Here is a 20,947-nt window from a genome sequence, read left to right on the forward strand (position 1 = left end):
TTATCGCTTTCGGGAGGGGGAGGGTGTGCGAGTCAGCGGCGGTCGCCGTCGGAGTCCACGTCGTCGACGTCCTCCGCATCATCGGCATCGGGGTCGGACGTCTCACGCGAGGAGCCGTCTGCCGCATCTGCGCGCGAGTCGTCCGCGTCCGCCCGCTCATCGACGTCCGCATCCCCGTCGATCGGGGCCCCTGCGGTGCCGTGCTCGTCATCATGCGCGTCGGTGGGGGTGAGAGAGGACAGGTCGTCCGGGATCTGCGTGTCACCGAGATCGGCGTCGACCCGGTCGGAATCCGTGTCCGCGCCGGCGTCGTGCAGGCCCGCGTCGACCGGCTCGTCGATCTGGCCGATCGCCTGGCGGTGGACGGTGAGCACTGTGCCGGGGCCCGCCTCGATCGTCACCTTGTTCTCCTCGGGCAGGACGTCGACGACCGTGCCGAACACACCGAAGGTCGTCATGACCCGTGCGCCGACGACGAGTCCGGAGGACAGCTTCTCCTGCTGCTGCCGCTGCTTCTTCCGCGAGTTCATCATGAAGAAGATGAGCAGAGCGCCGAATCCGAGGATCAGGATCATTTCCATGGGGCCGGAGCCGCCTTTCGTCAGTGGAGTCGAGTAGACCGCGTGTCAGTCTAGTGCGACCGCACGAGTCTCTCACATCAGGGCCTCCGAGTGCTCAGAACGGCGCTTCGGGAGGCTCATAGCCGAGGTGCCGCCAGCCGGCGTCCGTCACGATGCGACCGCGCGGGGTACGCGTGATGAGGCCCTCTCGCACGAGGAACGGCTCCGCGACCTCTTCGACCGTCTCCGCCTCCTCCGCCACGGACACGGCGAGGGTGCTGAGGCCGACGGGGCCGCCCCGGAAGCGACGGCAGAGGGCCTGCAGCACGGACCGGTCGAGTCGGTCGAGGCCCAGCTCGTCCACCTCGTAGACGCGCAGCGCCGCGCGGGCGGCATCCTCGTGGATGGTGCCGTCTCCCCGCACCTGCGCCCAGTCGCGCACGCGCCGCAGGAGCCGGTTCGCGATGCGCGGTGTGCCCCGCGAGCGGGAGGCGATCTCCTGCAGGCCGGCAGAATCCGCTGCGATCTCCAGCTTCCCCGCCGATCGGACGAGGACCCGGTGCAGATCCTCCGTGGAGTAGAAGTCGAGGTGTCCGGTGAAGCCGAAGCGATCGCGCAGCGGCGCGGGCAGCAGACCCGAGCGGGTCGTCGCCCCGACCAGGGTGAAGGAGGGCAGCTCCAGCGGGATCGCAGTCGCGCCCGGCCCCTTCCCGACGATCACGTCGACCCGGAAGTCCTCCATCGCGACGTAGAGCATCTCCTCCGCGGCCCGCGACATCCGGTGGATCTCATCGACGAAGAGCACTTCGCCCTCCTCCAGGGAGGAGAGGATCGCAGCGAGGTCACCCGCGTGCTGGATCGCGGGCCCGGACGTGACCCGGAGCGGCTTGTCGATCTCATGGGCGATGATCATCGCGAGCGTCGTCTTGCCGAGGCCCGGAGGACCGGACAGCAGCACATGATCCGGTGCGCGGCCCCGGGCCTGCGCGGCATCGAGGACCAGCGAGAGCTGTTCTCGCACCTGCGGCTGGCCGACGAAGTCGCCCAGTCCGCGCGGACGCAGCGCGGCCTCCGCAGCGCGTTCGGGGTCGCCCGCGCCGGCGCGGGTGAGCTGCTCCTCCTCTGCGCCGGTGGGTCCGTCGTCGTCGACGTCTACTTCGTAGGAGCGATCCGTCACAGGCGACCGCCCAATGTGCGCAGCGCATCGCGCAGCAGCGCGGGAACGGCGGCATCGGGAGTCGCCTCGCGTGCCTGCGCGACCGCGTTCTCCGCCTGCATCTGCTTCCACCCCAGACCGATGAGCGCGTCCACGACCTGGTCGCCCGGGGCGACGGCGGGAGCGGCATCAGTCCCCGGGAGTCCGACTCCCCCTGCCGGCAGCTTGCCGGTGAGTTCGAGGAGCATCCGTGCGGCGCCCTTCTTCCCGATCCCCGGGACGGTGGTGAGAGCCGCCTGGTCCTCGGCGGCGACGGCCGCCCGCACGCCATCGGAGCCGAGCACGGCGAGCACCGCCATCGCAAGCTTCGGCCCCACTCCGGACACCGTGAGCAGCACGCGGAACACGGATCGTTCGTCTGCGGCTTCGAAGCCGTACAGGGTGAGCGAATCCTCACGGACGACGAGCTCGGTGTGCAGGTCGACCTCCATGCCGTCGCGCAGTCGTGCGGCGTGGGCCGGCGTGACGGTGACGAGTCTTCCGACTCCCCCGGACACGAGGATGACGGAGTCCGCTGCTGCGGAACGGGCGGTGCCGGACAGGTACGCGATCAACGGCGCTCTCCTCCTGGGGGTGCAGTCGACCAGGGACTGCTATCGAACACGTGTGCGATTGTCAGTCTAGCGATCCGGCGGTGGGTTCACGACTGCGCCGCGCGCAGCGCCCGCGCCCACTGCTCCTGAGCAGCGGTGAGGCCGGAACCCTGTCTGCCCGCGGCACGCCGGTTGAGCACGTCCTTGTTCTTCCCGGGCGTCGACGCGCCGGCGGTCGCGCCGCGCCACAGGTGGGTGATCGCGAGTGCGAGCGCATCCGCAGCGTCCGCCGGCTTCGGCGGGGCGTCCAGACGAAGGATGCGGGCGACCATGTGCGTCACCTGCTTCTTGTCGGCTCGTCCGCTGCCGGTGACGGCCGCCTTCACCTCGGAGGGCGTGTGCATCGCCACGGGGATCCCCCGGCGCGCCGCCAGCCCCATCGTGAGTCCGGAGACCTGTGCGGTCCCGATGATCGTGGAGACGTCCGACCGTGCGAAGACCCGCTCGACCGCGACGACGTCCGGCCGGTGCTCGTCGATCCAGCTGTCGAACGACTCCGCGATGCGTCCCAGCCGGACATCGACCGACTCGTCCGACGGTGTCCGGACGACTCCCACCGCGACGAGCTCCGGCTGTGTGGGCCGACCCGATTCGACCACGCCCAGGCCCAGTCGGGTGAGCCCGGGGTCGACACCCAGGACGCGCACGGGTCAGCCCTCGTCGAGTTCGGCGAGCACCTCGTCGGACACGTCGAGGTTCGTGTACACGTTCTGCACGTCGTCGAGATCCTCCAGCGCTTCGATGAGGCCGAACACCTTCCGTGCCGCGTCGGCGTCCACGGGCATCTCGACGTGCGCCACGAACGCCGCCTCCGCGGACTCGTACTCGAGCCCCGAGTCCTGGAGAGCGGTGCGGACGGCGACGAGGTCAGTGGCCTCGGACACGATCTCCCACTGCTCGCCCGCGTCCTTGACCTCTTCTGCCCCGGCCTCGAGTGTGGCCTCGAGGATCGCGTCCTCGTCAGCCGACGACTTCAGCACCGTGACGACGCCCTTGCGATTGAAGTTGTAGGCGACGGACCCGGGGTCTCCCATCGAGCCGTTGTTCCGCGTGACCGCCACGCGGACGTCGGAGGCTGCGCGGTTGCGGTTGTCCGTGAGGCATTCGATGAGGAGGGCGACTCCGCCGGCGCCGTAGCCCTCGTACAGGATCGTCTCGTAGTCGACGCCGCCGCCGTCCAGGCCGCCGCCGCGCTTGACCGCACGATCGATGTTGTCGCTGGGGACGGAGAGCTTCTTGGCCCGCTGCACTGCGTCGAACAGCGTGGGATTGCCTTCGAGGTCGGGGCCGCCGTTGCGCGCCGCCACTTCGATGTTCTTGATCATCTTGGCGAAGAGCTTGGCGCGCTTCGCGTCGATCGCGGCCTTCTTGTGCTTGGTCGTCGCCCACTTGGAGTGGCCTGCCACGTGTTCTCCTTACGGATCCGATGCGTGTCTCTTGCTGCGTGTCGAGTGACACGTCATTCTACAGTCGGCCGTCCCCCCAGCTGGGACCGCACCGCCGCCATCCGCTGCACGACCGTCACGATGCACAGCAGACTGAGGACCCCCAGCGCGAGGGTGAGCACCACGACCGGAACACCCAGGCCGACGATGCCCGTGACGACGAGCGTGACGAGCAGCCGGTCCGCTCGCTCGGCGATCCCGCCGGCGGCCTGCACCCCCAGCGCCTCGCCCCGGGCACGCACGTAGGACACGAGCGAACCGGTCACCAGGCACACGAGTGCGAGCAGCGCCGTGAGCGGGTCGTCGGCGCCCAGGAAGAACCACAGCGCCAGTCCGACGAACACCGCGGAGTCGGCGATGCGGTCGAGGGTCGAGTCGAGGAACGCGCCCCAGGCCGACGAGGCGCCGGAGAGCCTGGCCATGATCCCATCGAGCATGTCGGCCAGCACGAACACCGTGATGACGACCGTGCCCCAGAACAGGTGGCCGAGCGGATACGCGACGAGGGCGCCGATGCACACGCCGGTCGTCCCGATCACCGTCACCGCGTCCGGGGAGATCCCGATGCGCAGCAGTCCGCGCGCCGGCGGAGTGAAGAGCCGGGTGAAGGCCGCACGCGCGATCGAATTGAGCATCAGCCGTCCTGCGCGTGCCTGCGAGCGACCGGTAGGCCGAAGCGCCGGGACCACCAGTCGTTGATCGCTTCGAACCGGCTGATGCGGTGCAGCGGCCGTCCGCTGCGGGAGAGTTCGTGGTCCTCCCCCGGGAAGACGAGCATCTCCGCTTCCACACCGTGACGCAGGAGTCCCGCGTAGAACTGCTGGGCCTGTTCGAGCGGGCACCGGAGATCCTGCTCGGAGTGGACGACCAGACAGGGTGTGCGGATGTCCTCCACGTGCGCGAGCGGAGACTGCCGTGCCACGGCGTCGGCGTCCGTGCCGAGGTATTCGCGGCCGAAGAACCCGCCGATGTCGCTCGTGCCTGCGAAGGCGACCGGATCGAGGAGGCCCCGTTCGACGATCGCGCCCGCGAAGCGGTGGTCCCGGGCGATCACCATCGCCGTGAGGTATCCGCCATAGGACCCGCCCTGCACTCCCAGGCGCTCTGCGTCGAGCCCGGGGTGGGTCGACAGTGCGGCGTCGAGGACCGCGAGCACGTCATCGGCGGCCGGGGCCGCGAAATCGCCGCGCACTGCCTCGCCCCACGCACGACCGCGGCCGGCGGAGCCGCGCGGATTCGACCAGACGACGGCGACGCCCGCGTCGAGCAGCGACTGCACCTCGTCGAAGGCAGCCGCAGTGTACTGCGCGAACGGACCGCCGTGGATCGAGAGGACGACGGGATGAGGGCCCGGCCCCGGCGGGATCGCGCACCAACCGTGCACATCTCCCCCAGCGGTCACCGCCGTCACCGAGTGCGCCGCGTACCAGTCCCGCGGATCGAGCTCGGTCAGCTGGACCGGCGCAGACTGCTGATCTGAGATATCGACGCGGAAGACCTCCCCGCAGCTGCGCGGAGTGGCCGCGGTGACGACTGCGGACGCGTCCGCCGCCGCATCGAAGCCGGTGACTGTCCACGTCGCCGGTGTCAGCGCCCGGATCCGCTGATCGGCCGCCGCACCGTCGGCGAGGTCCACCGCCACGAGGCGTTCGGCACCGTCGTCGGTCATGAGGCACAGCGCCTCACCCCCCACGATCCGGAGGTCGCCTCCCAGCTCACCTCGGTCGCGGGGCGTGAGTCGGAGCGTGGATCCATCGCGCACGTCGTGGATGTGGAGGCCCGCCACCTGCGCGACGAAGTCCGAGCGGCTGGGGCCCACATCGATCGCCAGCAGTGCGATCCGGTCACCATCGATCCAGGCGTGGGCCTGGACGCTGAGATCTCCCACGGCGACCGCGCGCGGCTCCCCGTCCTCGACGATCCACACCGTCGACCGCAGATCGGCCCGGGTGCCCGGGGCCGACGCGTGGCCGAGGACGGAGACCCTGCCGTGCTGTGCACGCACATCGCGGACATCCCCGTCGAGGCGGAGGACCTCGTGGACATCCGGCAGCGGGATCTCGCCGGCCGGTGCCGGCTCGGATTCGGCTGCCAGCGGCACGCGCACGAGGCGCGCGGGCCGATCGAGGACGTAGCCCACACCGTTCGACTGATAGGTGAGCGTCGTGATCCTGCGGGGAGGCTCCGCCTCGGCGCTCACGGCGGGATCCGTCCCGTAGCGGCCGGGCTCCGGGTCGCGGGCGACGAGGTAGGCCTGCGTCCCGTCGGGCGTGAGGACGAATTCTGTGGCACCGAGCGGCAGGTCAGTCACGGCACGGCCCATCCCGTCCTCTCCCGTGACCCACAGCTGCGCCGGCTGTGAGCGCGGCGCCCGGAGGTGGGCGGTGACCGACCCCGCGCGGGTGAATGCCCTATCCGACCAGCCGGATGAGATGCGCTGCGCTGCGCGCGGAGCGGACGGCTCCGGCGCGAGTGCCGCCGTGTGGAATCGGGTCGTGCAGCTGTCGGAGACCGCATCCGGACGCGTCATCTCGAAGAGGACCCGGTCGCCGTCGAGCACCGGGCGGCCGAGGGTGTGGAGGGAACTCACGAGTGCGTGCGCGTCAGGCATCCCCACCCCATGCCTCGGCCACGAGCCTGCGGACCTCGTCGTGCACCTGCGGCAGTGCCTTCGTCTGGGCGATGATCGGGAGGAAGTTCGCGTCCCCGCTGAACCGCGGGACGACGTGCTGGTGCAGATGCGCGGCGATGCCGGCGCCGGCCACGGCACCCTGATTCATCCCGAGGTTGAAACCGGCCGGACCGGACACTCGCCGGATGGTCCGCATCGCCTCCTGCGTGAAGGCGCCGAGCTCCTGCGCCTCATCCGCAGTGAGATCCGTGTAGTCCGCAACGTGACGATACGGGCAGATGAGCAGGTGCCCCGGATTGTAGGGGTACAGGTTGAGGACCGCGAAGACGGACTCCCCGCGCGCCACGATGAGCCCCTCGGAATCCTCCCGACTCGGAGCAGCGCAGAACGGGCAGTCGGCGTTCCCGTCGTCCGTGGGCTTCGCCGGACCCGCGACGTAGACCATCCGGTGCGGCGTCCAGAGGCGCTCGAACCCGTCCGTCTGACGGGGGAAGCTCGCAGCGTCCTCCGCTTCCGGTCCGATTCCGTGGCCGTCTCCGGTGGTCATACCTGTGCCTTGGTCTCGATCGAGCTCATGATCGTCTCGATCGCCTCGTCGACCGGCACTCCGTTGCGCTGGGTCCCGTCGCGGAAGCGGAACGACACGGCCCCCGCCTCCTGGTCCTCGCCGCCTGCGATGAGGATGAACGGCACCTTCTGCTTGGTGGCCGTGCGGATCTTCTTCGGCATCCGATCCGTCGAATCGTCGATCTCGACCCGTACACCGCGCGCTGTGAGCCTGCCTCTGATCTCCTCGAGGTACGGGACGAACGCATCGGCGACGGGCACGCCCACCACCTGCACAGGTGCGAGCCACGCCGGGAAGGCCCCCGCGTAGTGCTCCGTGAGGACACCCATGAAGCGCTCGATCGATCCGAACTTCGCGGAGTGGATCATGACCGGGCGCTTCCGGCTGCCGTCGGAGGCCTGGTACTCCAGGTCGAACCGCTCGGGCTGGTTGAAGTCGTACTGCACGGTCGACATCTGCCAGGTGCGGCCGATCGCGTCGCGGGCCTGGACGGAGATCTTCGGTCCGTAGTAGGCCGCACCGCCCGGATCCGGCACGAGTTCCAGGCCGGTCTCCCGGCCCACCTCCTCGAGCACCGCCGTCGCAGTCTGCCACTGCTCGTCCGAGCCGATGAACTTGTCCTTCTTCTTCCCGTCATCGCGGGTCGACAGCTCCAGGTAGAAATCGCCCAGGCCGAAGTCGCGCAGCAGCTCGAGGACGAACTGGAGCAGGTGCCGGATCTCGTCAGCGGCGCTCTCCTGCGTGACGTAGGAATGGGAGTCGTCCTGCGCGAAGCCGCGCACGCGCGTGAGGCCGTGGATCACACCGGAGGGCTCGTCGCGGTACACGGAGCCGAACTCGAACAACCGCAGCGGCAGCTCACGGTACGACCTCCCGCGGGACCGGTAGATGAGGTTGTGCATGGGGCAGTTCATCGCCTTGAGGCGGTAGGGGTGCCCCGGCTTGATGATCTTGCCATCGGCGTCACGGACCTCATCGACCGCCAGCGGCGGGAACATCCCGTCCGCGTAGTACGGCAGGTGGCCGGAGGTGTGGAACAGCTCCTCCTTCGAGATGTGGGGGGTGCCCACGTACTCGAAGCCGGCCTCGATGTGGCGGGTGCGGACGTAGTCCTCCATCTCCCGCTTGATGACGCCGCCCTTGGGATGGAACACCGGGAGTCCGGAGCCCAGCTCCTCGGGGAATGAGAAGAGGTCGAGCTCCACGCCCAGCCTGCGGTGGTCGCGGCGCTCAGCCTCCGCCAGCCGCTCCTGATGCGCTCTCAGGTCGTCCTTGCTCGCCCAGGCGGTGCCGTAGACGCGCTGGAGCGAGTCGCGGGACTGGTCTCCGCGCCAGTACGCGGCAGAAGCGCGGGTGACCGCGAAGCCCTGGCCGATCAGCTTCGTCGAGGGCAGATGCGGGCCGCGGCAGAGGTCCTGCCACACGACCTCTCCCCGACGATTGCGGTTCTCGTAGACGGTGAGGTCGCCGGCAGCGACCTCGACGGCCGATTCTTCATCGCCGCCCGAGGAGAAGCGGGTGGTGATGAGCTCGGACTTCAACGGCTCCGACGCCATCCGAGCGAGCGCATCCTCCTCGGACACGACGACCCGGTGGAAGGTCTGCCCCTCCTTGATGATCTGCTTCGCCCGCTTCTCGATCGACGTGAGATCCTCTGGGGTGAAGGGCGACACATCGCCGAAATCGAAGTAGAAGCCGTCGGTGATGAACGGTCCGATGCCCAGTGTGGTGCCCGGGAAGAGCTCCTGGACCGCCTGTGCGACGACGTGCCCCGCGGAGTGGCGGAGGATGTCGAGGCCGTCCTGGTCCGCGAGCGTGATCGGTGCGATGTCATCGCCCGGCACCAGATCCCGGTCCAGGTCGGCGGGTGCTCCATTGAGACGGATCGCGACGACGTCGCGCCGGCCCTCGAACAGCTGCGCAGCCGTCATCCCCTCCTCGAACGCGTGCGACTGTCCTTCGAGGGTGATGCTCTGGGCCACGGTCTGCTCCTTCGATGTGTGCTGTGGCGGGACGTACCGGGTCCCGCGCCACGTGCGAGTCTAACGCGGATGCGCCCGGGGACCGCCACCTGCTGCGGAGGAGCCCCGGAGGAGGCTCTGCTGCTGAACGCAGGAAGCCGCCGTTGAATGCAGGAAGCCGGAGAGCGCTTCCGCGTTCTCCGGCTTCATCTGTGCGCGATACTGGGATCGAACCAGTGACCTCTTCCGTGTCAGGGAAGCGCGCTACCGCTGCGCCAATCGCGCCCGTCGTACAGGCTATTCTGCTGTGTGCGTGCATCGGAGCCGATGCGTGCGGGGGATCCCGCTGTGCGCGATACTGGGATCGAACCAGTGACCTCTTCCGTGTGAAGGAAGCGCGCTACCGCTGCGCCAATCGCGCCCTGCCCGCCGAAGGGCCGGGCTGAGGTGGAGAGGGGATTCGAACCCCCGTATACGGCTTTGCAGGCCGCTGCCTCGCCACTCGGCCACTCCACCGCGAGACGGTTGACCTGTCTCCGAGCGGATGACGGGATTCGAACCCGCGACCCTCACCTTGGCAAGGTGATGCTCTACCAGCTGAGCCACATCCGCATGAGCTTCCGCTCTTCGCTCCCCGTATTTCCCGGGCAACGAGAGATAAATCTACACGCCGTCCGAGCCCACGTCCAATCGATCTGGTGTGGCCCTGATCACAGATGGCGACAGCCTAGAATTCCAGTGTGAACGGGAAGCGACCGGAGGGTTGGCTGTCGCGCAGCCATAAGCAGGGGCGGCCCTGGTACCGACGGGGTCGGCTGGGCTACATGCGCTGGCGCCTGCGCCTCGATTCGCGCCCCCGCACGGCGCAGGCCTACCGCGTCACCGTCGGCTTCGTGGGTGCGACCGTCGTCGTCCTGGGCCTCGTCCTCGTTCCGCTTCCCGGTCCGGGCTGGCTCATCGTCCTCACCGGAGTGGCGATCATCGCCTCCGAATTCTCGTTCGCGCGCAGGCTCCTGCGCTTCGCGCGGGAGAAGCTCACGGCATGGACGCAGTGGGTCACGGCGAGCCACTGGACCATCGGGACGAGCTTGGCTCTCCTGTCGTGCGCGGTCGTCATCGGCGTGGTGTGGCTGGTCCTGCTGTGGCTGGGTCTCCCCGGATGGGTGCCCCGCGACTGGGTGCCGCTCTGGACCGGACTGCGCTGACCGGTGACGCGCACGCCTGCCGGCTGTGCGTGTCAGTCGCAGGCGATGAGCGCGGTCGCCGCGTCGAGCTCCGCCTCCGCCGCCATCGGATCGAAGTCCGCCGCGGGCCAGTCGAGGTCCATCGACTCGAGGTGGTGGAGAAGGATCCTGCCGACCGCCCAGCGGGCGTACCACTTGCGATCAGACGGCACCACGTACCACGGCGACGCATCACTGTCCGTGCGGACGAGCACGTCCTCGAAGGCCTGCGTGTACTCGTGCCAGCGGCGGCGGTCGGCGAGGTCGGAGGCCGCATGCTTCCATGCCTTGTCCGGCCGCGTGATCCGCTCGCGCAGCCGCTCGGCCTGCTCCTCCTGCGAGACCGTCAGCATCACCTTGACGACGTCCACGCCGCTGGCTGCGAGCCCGTTCTCGAAGTCGATGATCGTGTCGTAGCGCCCCTCCCACACCGAACGGGGGGCCAGTCCGTGCATGCGCACGGCGAGGATGTCCTCGTACTGGGACCGGTCGAACGCTGCGATGCGGCCCCACGCGGGCACTCGGCGCTGGATCCGCCAGAGGAAGTGGTGCGCCGCCTCCTCCTCCGTCGGGACGCCGAACGCCCACGTCTGCAGTCCGTGCGGGCCCACGGCCCCGGACAGGTGGCGGATGATGCCGCCCTTGCCGGAGGCGTCCCTGCCCTGCAGGACCAGGATGAGTGCGCGCCTGCCTCCTTCCGGACGCAGAGCATGGGCGTGGAGGCGCTCCTGCGCGCTGCGGATGAGCCCCGCGTCGTCGTCCTGCGCACGACGGCCATCGGCCTTCTTGCCCGAGAATCCCGGCGTCGAATCCGCGGCGACCCCCGCGAAGCCCCTCTGCCGGCTGAACCGCAGCAGGGCGGCGACTCCCGCAGGGTCCGTGATCGGCCCGCGCGAGTCCCCGCCGCCGGTCACGACCGGGCCTTGTGCGCGAGCGCCGTGAGCCGTGACAGGCAGCGCAGGTACTTCTTGCGGTAGCCGCCGGCGATCATCTCGTCGGTGAAGACGTCATCCAGCTTCACACCGCTGGCGTGGACGGCGACATCACGGTCGTACATGCGGTCCACGAGAGCGACGAAGCGCAGTGCGACTCCCTCGTTCTCGATGGTCCTGACCTCGTCCCACACGATGGTGTCGACTTGGTCGAGCATCCGTCCATAGCGCGACGGGTGGATCGTCGACAGGTGCTCGACCGCGACGTCGAATCGGTCCCGAGCCACCGTTCCGGTCGCCTCCGCGAGCACGGCGTCCAGCTCTTCGGTCGTCTGCGGCGCAGGCGGCTCCGGCAGACCACGGCTGCGATAGTCGTCGCCGTCGATCGAGACGATCGTGAACTGCTCCGACAGCGCCTGGATCTCCCGCAGGAAGTCCTGTGCGGCGAAGCGGCCCTGTCCCAGCGATCCGGGAAGGGTGTTGGAGGTCGCGACGATCTTGACGCCCGCGTCGGTGAGTTCGCGCATGAGGCGCGACATCATGACGGTGTCCCCCGGATCGTCGAGCTCGAACTCGTCGATGCAGACCAGGCGCATCTGCGACAGCTCGTCGCGCGCCCGGACGAAGCCCAGTGCGCCGATGAGGTTCGTGTACTCGACGAACGTCCCGAAGGTGGCGGGCTTCTCGCTCGCGTGCCACGTGGAGGCGAGCAGGTGGGTCTTGCCGACGCCGTATCCGCCGTCCAGGTAGACGCCCTTCGCCTTGCTGCGCCGTCCTCCTCCGAACAGCCGCCCGAGCAGGCGGGAGGAGCCCCCTCCGGACGACACGAAGTCATTCAGCGTGTCCCGGGCCTGCGTCTGCGTGGGCTGGGCGGGGTCGGGGCGGTAGCTTCCGAACGACACGTCCTCGAACTGCGGCGGCGGCACAAGGCCGTCGATCAGCTCGTCCGGGGAGATGCGCGGATCGGCTTCTGAGAGGTGGATGATCTGGGCGGTGCTCACGAGCGCCAAGTCTACAGATTCCCAGAGATCGCACAGGGCACTCGCGGGATACGAGACGCGCCGCGGTCAGGAGAAGTCGAAGCCCAACCGGCCGAGCGACTTCGGATCGCGCTGCCAGTCCTTGAGCACCTTCACATGGATGTCCAGGTAGACGGGTGTCCCCAGGAGCGCCTCGATCCCCTTCCGTGCACGGGAACCGATCTGCTTGAGCCGTGAACCGCCGCGTCCGATGATGATCGCCTTCTGGCTGTCGCGCTCGACGTAGATATTCACATGGACGTCCCAGAGGGGGCGGTCCTCGGGGCGGTCCTCCCGCGGATTCATCTCCTCGATCTGCACGGCGAGCGAGTGCGGGAGCTCGTCGCGCACATCCTCCAGCGCGGCCTCGCGGACCAGCTCCGCGACCATCACGGCCTCGGGCTGGTCGGTCAGGTCCCCGTCCGGATAGAGGGGCGGCGACAGCGGGAGGTGGCCGGCCAGGACCTCGTCGACGATGTCGACCTGGAACCCGGCGCCCGCGGACACGGGCACCACGTCCGCGAAATCACCCAGCTGGGAAGTGCGCAGCAGAGCCGCTCCGACCTCGTCCTTCGAGACGAGGTCGGTCTTCGTCACGAGGGCGACGACCGGCGTGCGTCCCGAGAACTGGGCGAGCTGCTCCGCGATGTACCGGTCGCCGGGTCCCGGCAGCTCATCCGCCGGGATGCAGAAGCCGATGACATCGACCTCGGCGAGGGTGCCGGCCACGAGGTCGTTCAACCTCTCGCCCAGCAGGGTCCGCGGCCGGTGGAGGCCCGGTGTGTCGACGAGGATCAGCTGGTGGTCCTCGCGATGGACGATTCCCCGGACGGTGTGCCGCGTGGTCTGCGGCTTCGCCGAGGTGATCGCGATCTTCTCGCCCACGAGCGCGTTCGCGAGAGTCGACTTGCCCGTGTTCGGCCGCCCGACGAGGCAGGCGAACCCGGCACGGTAGTCCTCCGGCACATCGGTGCGGAAGCCGCTCTCCCCCAGTGCCGCGGCGATCTTGTCGTCCAGTGCTGCCTCGGGGCCGTCCCCCGCCGTGTCCTGGTCCATGGTCAGTCCTCCTGCGTGTTCATCGTCTCGACCCGGCACACGTGCACGCGGGTGATCCTGTGTCTTCTGCCCTCGCCCGGAAGCGCTTCGAGCCTCAGTCCTGCGATCTGTGCCTGCGATCCTGCGATCGGCACGCTGCCCACGAGCTTCTGCAGCAGCCCGCCGACGCTGGAGACGTCATCGTCCTCGATCCGGACGTCGAAGAGGTCGGCCAGGTCGTCGATGTCCAGGCGTGCGCTCACGACCGCCGCTCCGTCCGCGCCGATCATCGCATCGTCGCTCACATCGTATTCGTCGTCGATCTCGCCGACGATCTCCTCCACGATGTCCTCGATGGTGACGATGCCGGCGGTCCCGCCGTACTCGTCGACCACGACGGCGACGTGGGTGTTGCGCGCCTGCATCTCGTGGAGCAGATCGTCGACGAGCTTCGTGTCCGGCACGAAGCGGGCGTCGCGGGCGAACCCGTCGATGGCCTCGACACTGAGCTCAGGGCGCATGTGCAGCTGTCTGGCGATGTCCTTGAGGTAGAGGAAGCCCCGCACGTCGTCGATGTCCTCACCCGTGACCGGGACGCGGGAGAAGCCGGAGCGGAGGAAGAGCACCATCGCCTCGTCGAGCGACGTGCCCGCTCGCACCGTCACGAGGTCGGTGCGCGGGACCATGATCTTCCAGACGCGTGTGTCCCCCAGGGAGATGACGTTCGCGATCATGTCGCGCTCGTCGTCCTCGATGACGTCCGAGGCCTGCGCCCGATCGACGTAGTCGAGCAGCTGGGACTCCGACAGGGGCGCACCGGCTCCGCTCACCTTCGTCGGTGTCAGCATGTTGCCGAGCCACACGAGGACCAGCGCGACGGGGCCCAGCGCTGCGCGGAGCCCGGAGACCAGGCCGCCCAGCAGCAGCGAGGTCTGCAGCGGGTAGTGCCGGGCGACCGAGCGCGGGGAGACTCCCGCGACGACGAACACGGCGACCGAGGCCGTGACGACCGTGCAGACGACGGCCTCCCACCCCACGTCGAACACCTGCAGGTAGGCGAACGCGATGAAGACGGTCGCCGAGGCCTCCGCCAGCTGCCGGATGAAGGTCAGGACGTAGGTGTGGACGAGCGGGTCCGCGAAGACCCGCAGGACCTTCCGCGCGCCGCGGCGCCCCTCGTCCGCCGCGTCCGCGACCTCCGACCGGGAGACGGTCGCGAAGGCGGAGTCCGCGGCCACGAAGACGGCGGCGATCGCAAGGCATGCGAGTGCCGCGGCGAAGAAGCCCATGATGGCCACGTCAGTCCTCCGTCGGCTGCGGGATCCGAGTGCGGCCCGGTTCGCGGGCCGCGAAGTAGGTGAGCAGCAGGCGGCGCTGCAGGCCGAACATCTCCGCCTTCTCCTCGTCGTCTCCGTGGTCGTATCCCATCAGGTGGAGCAGGCCGTGGGTGACGAGGAGCAGGACCTCGTCCATCGTGCTGTGCCCGGCGGCTCGAGCCTGCTCCGCCGCGACGTCGGAGCACACGACGATGTCGCCCAGAACGCCGGGTTCGGCGTCTTCGCCCGGCTTCAGCTCGTCCATGGGGAACGACATGACGTCAGTGGGGCCTGAGAGGTCCATCCACTCGAGGTGGAGCTCCTCCATCGGGCCGGGCTCCACGAAGCGCACGTACACGTCCGCCTCCGCATGGATCCGCATCTGCTCGTACACGTGCGTCGCCAGTCGCTTGACGGCGTCGAGGTCGATGCCCGCACCCGATTCGTCGACGATCTCGATGCTCATGAGGGCTGTCCTCCCGCGGGGCGGTGCCCGCCCTTCCTGTCCGATCGCCCGTGCCGATGGCGGACGGGCTCCGCCGTCTGCTCCGATGCCGACCACAGGTCATACGCGTCCACGATCGCGGAGACCAGCGAGTGCCGGACGACGTCCTTGCTCGTGAGCGCTTCGAACGCGATGTCGTCCACGCCCTCGAGGATGCCCCGCACGATGCGGAGCCCACTGGTCGTCCCCGTCGGCAGGTCCACCTGGCTCGTGTCCCCGGTGACGACCATGCGCGATCCGAAGCCCAGCCGTGTGAGGAACATCTTCATCTGCTCTGCCGTGGAGTTCTGGGCCTCGTCCAGGATCACGAAGGCGTCGTTGAGGGTCCTGCCGCGCATGTACGCCAGCGGGGCGACCTCGATCATGCCGGACTCCATGAGGCGCGGGATGCGTTCGGGGTCCAGCATGTCGTGCAGCGCATCGTAGAGCGGCCTCACGTAGGGATCGATCTTCTCGTTGAGGCTGCCCGGCAGGAACCCCAGCCGCTCACCGGCCTCGACCGCCGGTCGGGTGAGGATGATGCGGGACACCTCGCGACGCTGCAGTGCGTTCACCGCCATCGCCATCGCGAGGTACGTCTTGCCGGTGCCCGCCGGACCGAGCCCGAACGTGATGGTGTGGTTGCGGATCGCCCGCACGTACTCGTGCTGTCCGAACGTCTTCGGCCGCACCGTCCTGCCGCGTGTCGACAGGATGCTGGTCCCGAGCACGTCCGCGGCGGACGTGTCCTCCGAGTCGAGCGCGCCGACCCGGGCGACGGTGTCCGGGTCGATGAGGGCCCCGGCCGCCAGCAGGCGCTTGAGCTCCCCGATGATCCTCACGAGGGCCGAGACGGAGTCCTCGTCGCCCGTCAGGGTCATGTCGCGGTCGCGCACGTGCACGTCGACACCGGGCGCGAGCTGCTCCAGCGCCTCGAGGTTCGCCTCTGCGGGGCCGAAGAAGGCGACGAGGTCGAGGTCCTCGGGCAGTGCGAGGCGCACGGTCGTCTGCTGTGGCGTGGGTTCCAGGGGGTGTCCTTCCGATCGCGCGGCACCGCGGGGCGCGGCACCGATCCCGATTCTACCGACGCGGGGACGCCTTCGAACGCCAACGGCCCAGAGCGACCTGCACCAGTGCCAGCCCCGCAGGACCGGCGGAGGATGCACGCAGCACCGTGGGCCCCAGGAGGACGAGCCGGGCGCCCGCAGAACGGAAGCCATCGAGCTCTTCCGGGGAGATGCCGCCTTCGGGACCCACCACCAGCACGATCCGGCCCACGCGGTCTCCCAGCGCCTGCGAGCCGATCGACTCGAGCACATCGGCGAGGTGTTCGGTCGCGTCCTCGTGCAGCACGAGGACGAGGTCGTCGTCCCGCAGGGTCTCACGCACCCGCCGCCCGCGCGCCAACGGCTCGAGTCGGGGCGCTCGGGCCCGTCTCGACTGCTGCGTCGCGGAGTCCAGCAGCGCCTGCCACCGGGAGGCCTGCTTCTCCTCCTTGTGCGCCGGCCACGCGGCGATCGAGCGGGCGGCGGCCCAGGGCACGACCCGGTCGACGCCGATCTCCGTCGCGGACTCGATCGCCTGTTCGTCGCGGTCGGCCTTCGCGAGCGCCTGGACGAGGACGAGCTCTGGGGCTCCGGTCTGCTCGTGGGCGACGTCGACGACCCGCACCGCCAGCGGCCCGGCCGCGTCGGTGCGGGACCTCCGCCTCCCGGAGCGCGGGCCCGCGCGCTCGGCTCCCTGGCGCGCGTCCGGCCCCTCCGATGCGGCGAGCACGACCCGCAGTCTGCGGCCCTCGCCGTCGACGAGGTCGAACTCCTCGTCCGCCGCGATCCGGGACACCCGGATGTGGTGTGCGACGCCGGAGGCGACCGGGACCTCGGCCCCGGCCTCCGCCTCGGGCAGGTCCCGGTCGAGGAAGACCGAGCGGGTCATCGACCGGCCAGGCGTTCCCGCAGACGGGAGAACGGTCCGTGGCGCGTCTCACCGGCGCTGCCGGTGGGCGCCGTCTCGTCACGGGCCTCGGCGAGCTGCTCCAGCAGGTCTCGCTGCTCGGCCGTGAGCGCCGTGGGCGTCTCCACCGCGAGCGTCACGAAGATGTCGCCGCGGCCGTCACGACGCAGCTGCTGTGCGCCCAGGCCCTTCAGACGGATCGTGTCGCCCGTCTGCGCACCGGCACGCACCTCCACGCCCTGCTCGCCGTCGAAGGTCTCGAGCGGGATGGTCGCGCCCAGCGCCGCTGCCGTCATCGGGATCGTGAGCGTGCACCGCAGGTCCGAGCCGTCCCGGGTGAAGACGGCGTGGTCCTCGACGATCACCTCGAGGTACAGGTCGCCGCGCGGGCCGCCGCCGGGGCCCACCTCGCCGCGGCCGGACAGCTGGATGCGGTTGCCGTCGCGCACGCCGGCGGGGACCTTCACCGTGATGGTCTCCTCGGCCCTGACCCGACCGTCGCCGTGGCAGCTCTGGCAGGGGTCCTCGATGACGGTGCCGTATCCGCCGCACTGGGGGCAGGTCTGGTTCGTCACCATCTGTCCGAGCAGCGTGCGCGTCATCTGCTGGACCGAGCCGTGGCCGTCGCACAGGGTGCAGGTGCGGACCTGAGTGCCCTCACGAGCACCCTCGCCGTCGCAGGTGCCGCACACATCGGCCGTGACGACCTCCACCTCCGCGGTGCCGCCGAACGCCGCGGTGCGCAGGTCGACCCGCAGGGCGACGAGCGCGTCCTTGCCGCGGCGGGTGCGCGAGGCCGGCTGGGGCCGGCCGCCGCCCGCACCGCCGCCGAAGAACGTCTCGAACAGATCGGAGAAGCCGCCGAATCCGGCGCCGGCACCGGCCTGGCCGTTGTCACCGCCCCCGAGGTCGTAGTTCCTCCGCTTGGAGTCGTCGGACAGCACGTCGTAGGCGAGGGAGACCGCCTTGAAGTCGTCCTCACGGCCCGGATTCACGTCCGGGTGGAGCTCTCGCGCCAGCTTCCGGTACGCCTTCTTGATGTCCGCTGCGCTCGCGTCGCGTGACACGCCCAGGGTTTCGTAGTGATCGCTCACCGGTGTCGGTTCTCCTAGTGCGCCGCAGGGGCGCGGTCGATTATGTCGTGGTGGGTCAGTCGCTCAGGATCGTCGAGATGTACTTCGCGACTGCGCGCAGCGCCGCCATCGTCGTGGGGTAGTCCATCCGGGTGGGTCCGACGATCGCCATGCGCGCTTCGACACCTTCCGCAACGTAGTTGGTCGCGACGACGGATGTCGAGGCGAAGGAGTCGAGGGGGTTCTCGGTGCCGATGCTCACGGCGACGTCCGGGCCGTCGGCGGCCATGGCCGACAGCAGGCGCAGCAGGACCACCTGCTCCTCGAACGCCTCCAGCAGCGGCCCCATGTGCTCGCCCAGGTCTCGACCGGCGCGGGCGAGGTTCGCCGTGCCGGCCATGACGAGCCGCTCCGTGCGGAAGCCGCGCGAGAGGTCCGCGAGCACCGAGCCTACTGCGGTCGCGGGCCCCCGCAGCTCGGGACGTGCCTCGATCGAACCCACGAACCGTGGGACGTCGGCCACAGCCGCACCGGACAGAGCAGCGAGGAAGAGCGATCTGAGGACCGCCACCTCCTCCTCCGTGACCAGCGCGCCGGTGTCGACGAGGCGCTGCTCGACCTGACCCGCATCGGTGATGAGCACCACCAGGAGGCGGGACGGCCCGATGTCGACGAGCTCGATGTGCCGGACGCTGGCCCGCGAGAGGCGCGGGTACTGCACCAGGGCCACCTGGTGGGTGAGCTGCGAGAGGAGTCTCACAGTCCTGTCCAGGATGTCATCGACGTCCACGGGGTGCTCGAGGACCCGCGCCACCGCGCGCTTCTCCGCAGCGGAGAGCGGCTTGATCTCGTCGATCCGGTCGACGAACGCGCGGTAGCCCTTGTCGGTGGGGATCCGACCGGCCGACGTGTGCGGCTGGGCGATGAGTCCGTCCTGCTCCAGCGCCGCCATGTCGTTGCGGATGGTCGCCGAGGAGACGCCCAGCCGGTAGCGGTCGACGAGAGCCTTCGAGCCGACCGGCTCGTTGGTCGAGACGTAGTCTTCGACGATCGCGCGGAGGACCCGTGCTCGACGGTCGTCGTTCACTTCCCCTCCTTCCCGCCCGGTGGTGCTGGTGCGACTCCGGACATGCGCGTCTGGCACTCGAGATCTACGAGTGCCAATCGTACTCGCTGAAGCTGTCGTCCTCCACCGGGAGGGCATGTGAGGAACGTCGTGCGCTCAGGCTCCGGCGCGCCTTCGCCGTGCACCTGCGCCGTCTCGCTAGCCTGAGCCGATGCCCTTCCACGATCGCTATGGGCCCGACGTGCTGTCCGGCGGCCGGACGCACCGACGCCCGTCACTCCCCCAGATCCCCGCCGACCCGGGGCTCGTCGTCGAGGTCGCGGAGACCGGCTACGTCGGAGCCGTCATCCGCGTGGAGAAGGCGCCGGGCGGGATCGCGATGGTGCTCGAGGACCGGCGGGGCAGGCGCGCCTCGTTCCCCCTGGGCCCCGGCTACCTCGTCGACGGCAGACCGTGTTCGATCGTTCGTCCGGACCCGCGCTCGCGGCACGCAGACTCCGGGAGCGAGGCAGGCGGGTCGGGCCCGCGGCGCGGACCTGCGACGGGACGGACCGCGAGCGGATCCCGCGCGGTCGCCGGCGCCCGTGCCCGGGTGGCGCGCGGTTCGCGGATCTGGGTCGAGGGGAAGCACGACGCGGAACTCGTCGAGCGGATCTGGGGCGAGGATCTGCGGATCGAGGGCGTCGTCGTCGAACCGCTGGGCGGCCTCGACGATCTGCCGGAGCAGATCGCGGAGTTCGGCCCCGATGCGGACCACCGGGTGGGCGTCCTCGCCGATCACATGATCCGGGGGACCAAGGAGATGCGCCTGGCCGACCGGGTCATGCAGGACCCGGCCTGGACCGGGAACGTGCGCGTGATCGGTCATCCCTTCGTCGATGTCTGGCAGGCGGTCCGGCCCTCCCTCATCGGCATCGCTGGATGGCCAGACGTCCCGCGCGGCGAGGAATGGAAGACGGGCGTGCTGCGCCGGATCGGCTGGGACCACGCAGACCACCGGGACGTCGCCCGCGCCTGGGCCCGGATCCTGCGGTCCGTCAGCACGATCGCCGATGTCGAACCGGCCCTGTCCGGCCGCGTCGAAGAGCTCATCGACTTCGTCACCGTCAACCGACACTGACAGTCAACCGACACTGACAGTCGGCCGACGCTGACACTGGGGCGGACCAGGTCGGCATCGCCTCGGTCACGCAGCGGACGGTGGGCGGTCCCCCGTCGGCGGCATGCGCAGTTCGCTCGAGCACGCTCCCAGCGCTCGCCGAGGCCGGATGCGGATGAGATGCTGGTGCAGACGGGCTCGCACCGGCCGGCCCGCACGGCAGACCGAGGAGCCCCCCATGAGCACGCCATTCAGCACCCCCGAAGACCACCCGCACGCATACGGCTCACAGCCAGGGGCGGGTGGATCCGGCGCACCCGCAGCCCCGCCCCTGCGCGGTCCCCACCCCGACTCAGCGTTTCGAGACGGCTCCGCCGGCTACTGGAGGGCGTCGCAGGACGATAAGACGCTCGCGCTGCTGTCGCACCTCGGCGCGCTGCTGGTGAGCGCACTCGTCCCGCTCATCGTCTTCCTCCTGAAGAAGGACGACTCGCCGTTCATCCGCGAGCACACGCGTCAGTCGCTGAACCTGCAGATCATGCTTCTCATCGCAGGATTCGTCTCCAGCCTTCTGATGATGGTGCTCATCGGCTTCATCCTGCTGCCGCTCGTCATCGTCACCGGCTGGGTCTTCCAGATCATCGCAGCGGTCAAGGCCTACAGGGGAGAGATGTACCGGATTCCCTTCGTCATCGACATCATCAAGTGATCCGATCGGGTCTGCTGACCCGACTGCCTCTGCTGCCCCGACTGTCTCTGCTGCCCCAGCCGG

21 protein-coding genes and 4 tRNA genes are annotated in these 20,947 nt (G+C 69.6%); 3 read left to right on the forward strand and 22 right to left on the reverse strand.

The window, feature by feature from the left end:
• Positions 1-32 precede the first annotated feature (32 nt).
• The 13 genes from yajC to BJEO58_RS02965 form a co-directional block, all read right to left on the reverse strand.
• Positions 33-581 (reverse strand): preprotein translocase subunit YajC, encoded by a 549-nt coding sequence (gene yajC, locus BJEO58_RS15300; RefSeq protein WP_281284824.1) that lies wholly within the window; start codon positions 579-581, stop codon positions 33-35.
• Between the two features lie 94 nt (positions 582-675).
• Complete coding sequence (ruvB, locus tag BJEO58_RS02910; RefSeq protein ID WP_101587586.1) at positions 676-1,737, reverse strand: Holliday junction branch migration DNA helicase RuvB; 1,062 nt, start codon at positions 1,735-1,737, stop codon at positions 676-678.
• Complete coding sequence (gene ruvA, locus BJEO58_RS02915) at positions 1,734-2,330, reverse strand: Holliday junction branch migration protein RuvA (RefSeq protein WP_101587588.1); 597 nt, start codon at positions 2,328-2,330, stop codon at positions 1,734-1,736. The genes ruvB and ruvA overlap by 4 nt, the downstream gene beginning before the upstream one ends.
• 86 nt (positions 2,331-2,416) lie before the next feature.
• Complete coding sequence (gene ruvC / locus BJEO58_RS02920; RefSeq protein ID WP_101587590.1) at positions 2,417-3,016, reverse strand: crossover junction endodeoxyribonuclease RuvC; 600 nt, start codon at positions 3,014-3,016, stop codon at positions 2,417-2,419.
• 3 nt (positions 3,017-3,019) lie between these two features.
• Positions 3,020-3,775: a YebC/PmpR family DNA-binding transcriptional regulator gene (locus BJEO58_RS02925; RefSeq protein WP_101587592.1), complete on the reverse strand. Its 756-nt coding sequence runs from the start codon at positions 3,773-3,775 to the stop codon at positions 3,020-3,022.
• Positions 3,776-3,828: 53 nt separating this feature from the next.
• A complete protein-coding gene (gene pgsA, locus BJEO58_RS02930) occupies positions 3,829-4,449 on the reverse strand; it encodes a phosphatidylinositol phosphate synthase (protein WP_101587594.1) in 621 nt (206 codons plus the stop codon).
• The gene (locus BJEO58_RS02935) at positions 4,449-6,425 is read right to left on the reverse strand and encodes an alpha/beta hydrolase family protein (RefSeq protein WP_101587596.1); all 1,977 of its coding nucleotides are present in this window, start codon (positions 6,423-6,425) and stop codon (positions 4,449-4,451) included. The genes pgsA and BJEO58_RS02935 overlap by 1 nt, the downstream gene beginning before the upstream one ends.
• Positions 6,418-6,993 carry an HIT family protein gene (locus tag BJEO58_RS02940; protein ID WP_101587597.1) on the reverse strand — a complete coding sequence of 192 codons (576 nt, stop codon included), beginning with the start codon at positions 6,991-6,993 and terminating at the stop codon, positions 6,418-6,420. The genes BJEO58_RS02935 and BJEO58_RS02940 overlap by 8 nt, the downstream gene beginning before the upstream one ends.
• Positions 6,990-8,996 carry a threonine--tRNA ligase gene (thrS, locus tag BJEO58_RS02945; RefSeq protein WP_101587599.1) on the reverse strand — a complete coding sequence of 669 codons (2,007 nt, stop codon included), beginning with the start codon at positions 8,994-8,996 and terminating at the stop codon, positions 6,990-6,992. Before thrS ends, BJEO58_RS02940 begins: the two co-directional genes overlap by 4 nt.
• A gap of 192 nt (positions 8,997-9,188) precedes the next feature.
• Positions 9,189-9,260, reverse strand: a tRNA-Val gene (locus BJEO58_RS02950).
• 64 nt (positions 9,261-9,324) lie between these two features.
• Positions 9,325-9,396, reverse strand: a tRNA-Val gene (locus BJEO58_RS02955).
• Between the two features lie 24 nt (positions 9,397-9,420).
• A tRNA-Cys gene (locus BJEO58_RS02960) sits at positions 9,421-9,491 on the reverse strand.
• Between the two features lie 23 nt (positions 9,492-9,514).
• Positions 9,515-9,587: transfer RNA gene (locus BJEO58_RS02965), tRNA-Gly, on the reverse strand.
• 128 nt (positions 9,588-9,715) lie between these two features.
• On the opposite strand from BJEO58_RS02965, the gene BJEO58_RS02970 reads away from it, so the two are divergent.
• Positions 9,716-10,180 (forward strand): TIGR02611 family protein, encoded by a 465-nt coding sequence (locus tag BJEO58_RS02970; RefSeq protein ID WP_246076005.1) that lies wholly within the window; start codon positions 9,716-9,718, stop codon positions 10,178-10,180.
• A 32-nt stretch (positions 10,181-10,212) separates the two neighbouring features.
• On the opposite strand, the gene BJEO58_RS02975 is transcribed toward BJEO58_RS02970, so the two are convergent.
• The 9 genes from BJEO58_RS02975 to hrcA form a co-directional block, all read right to left on the reverse strand.
• Entirely contained in the window at positions 10,213-11,112 is a 900-nt protein-coding gene (locus tag BJEO58_RS02975; RefSeq protein WP_101587602.1) for a PPK2 family polyphosphate kinase, read from the reverse strand.
• The gene (gene zapE, locus BJEO58_RS02980) at positions 11,109-12,131 is read right to left on the reverse strand and encodes a cell division protein ZapE (RefSeq protein ID WP_101587794.1); all 1,023 of its coding nucleotides are present in this window, start codon (positions 12,129-12,131) and stop codon (positions 11,109-11,111) included. Before zapE ends, BJEO58_RS02975 begins: the two co-directional genes overlap by 4 nt.
• Before the next feature lie 66 nt (positions 12,132-12,197).
• Positions 12,198-13,205: a GTPase Era gene (gene era / locus BJEO58_RS02985; protein ID WP_101587604.1), complete on the reverse strand. Its 1,008-nt coding sequence runs from the start codon at positions 13,203-13,205 to the stop codon at positions 12,198-12,200.
• Positions 13,206-13,207: 2 nt separating this feature from the next.
• Positions 13,208-14,473: a hemolysin family protein gene (locus tag BJEO58_RS02990; RefSeq protein ID WP_101587796.1), complete on the reverse strand. Its 1,266-nt coding sequence runs from the start codon at positions 14,471-14,473 to the stop codon at positions 13,208-13,210.
• A 10-nt stretch (positions 14,474-14,483) separates the two neighbouring features.
• Complete coding sequence (gene ybeY / locus BJEO58_RS02995; protein ID WP_101587606.1) at positions 14,484-14,966, reverse strand: rRNA maturation RNase YbeY; 483 nt, start codon at positions 14,964-14,966, stop codon at positions 14,484-14,486.
• Complete coding sequence (locus BJEO58_RS03000; RefSeq protein WP_101587608.1) at positions 14,963-15,985, reverse strand: PhoH family protein; 1,023 nt, start codon at positions 15,983-15,985, stop codon at positions 14,963-14,965. Before BJEO58_RS03000 ends, ybeY begins: the two co-directional genes overlap by 4 nt.
• Positions 15,986-16,064: 79 nt before the next feature.
• Positions 16,065-16,919, reverse strand: coding sequence for a 16S rRNA (uracil(1498)-N(3))-methyltransferase (locus tag BJEO58_RS03005; RefSeq protein WP_101587611.1), 855 nt, complete (start codon positions 16,917-16,919; stop codon positions 16,065-16,067).
• The gene (gene dnaJ / locus BJEO58_RS03010) at positions 16,916-18,031 is read right to left on the reverse strand and encodes a molecular chaperone DnaJ (protein ID WP_101587612.1); all 1,116 of its coding nucleotides are present in this window, start codon (positions 18,029-18,031) and stop codon (positions 16,916-16,918) included. Before dnaJ ends, BJEO58_RS03005 begins: the two co-directional genes overlap by 4 nt.
• Before the next feature lie 55 nt (positions 18,032-18,086).
• Entirely contained in the window at positions 18,087-19,097 is a 1,011-nt protein-coding gene (gene hrcA, locus BJEO58_RS03015; RefSeq protein WP_101587614.1) for a heat-inducible transcriptional repressor HrcA, read from the reverse strand.
• 190 nt (positions 19,098-19,287) lie between these two features.
• On the opposite strand from hrcA, the gene BJEO58_RS03020 reads away from it, so the two are divergent.
• Together BJEO58_RS03020 and BJEO58_RS03025 are read left to right on the forward strand one after the other, a co-directional pair.
• The gene (locus BJEO58_RS03020; protein WP_101587616.1) at positions 19,288-20,196 is read left to right on the forward strand and encodes a DUF3097 family protein; all 909 of its coding nucleotides are present in this window, start codon (positions 19,288-19,290) and stop codon (positions 20,194-20,196) included.
• 217 nt (positions 20,197-20,413) lie between these two features.
• Positions 20,414-20,884, forward strand: coding sequence for a DUF4870 domain-containing protein (locus BJEO58_RS03025; protein ID WP_180951801.1), 471 nt, complete (start codon positions 20,414-20,416; stop codon positions 20,882-20,884).
• Positions 20,885-20,947: the final 63 nt, after the last annotated feature.

The sequence above is a fragment of the Brevibacterium jeotgali genome (assembly GCF_900169175.1).
GTDB classification, from domain to species: domain Bacteria; phylum Actinomycetota; class Actinomycetes; order Actinomycetales; family Brevibacteriaceae; genus Brevibacterium; species Brevibacterium jeotgali.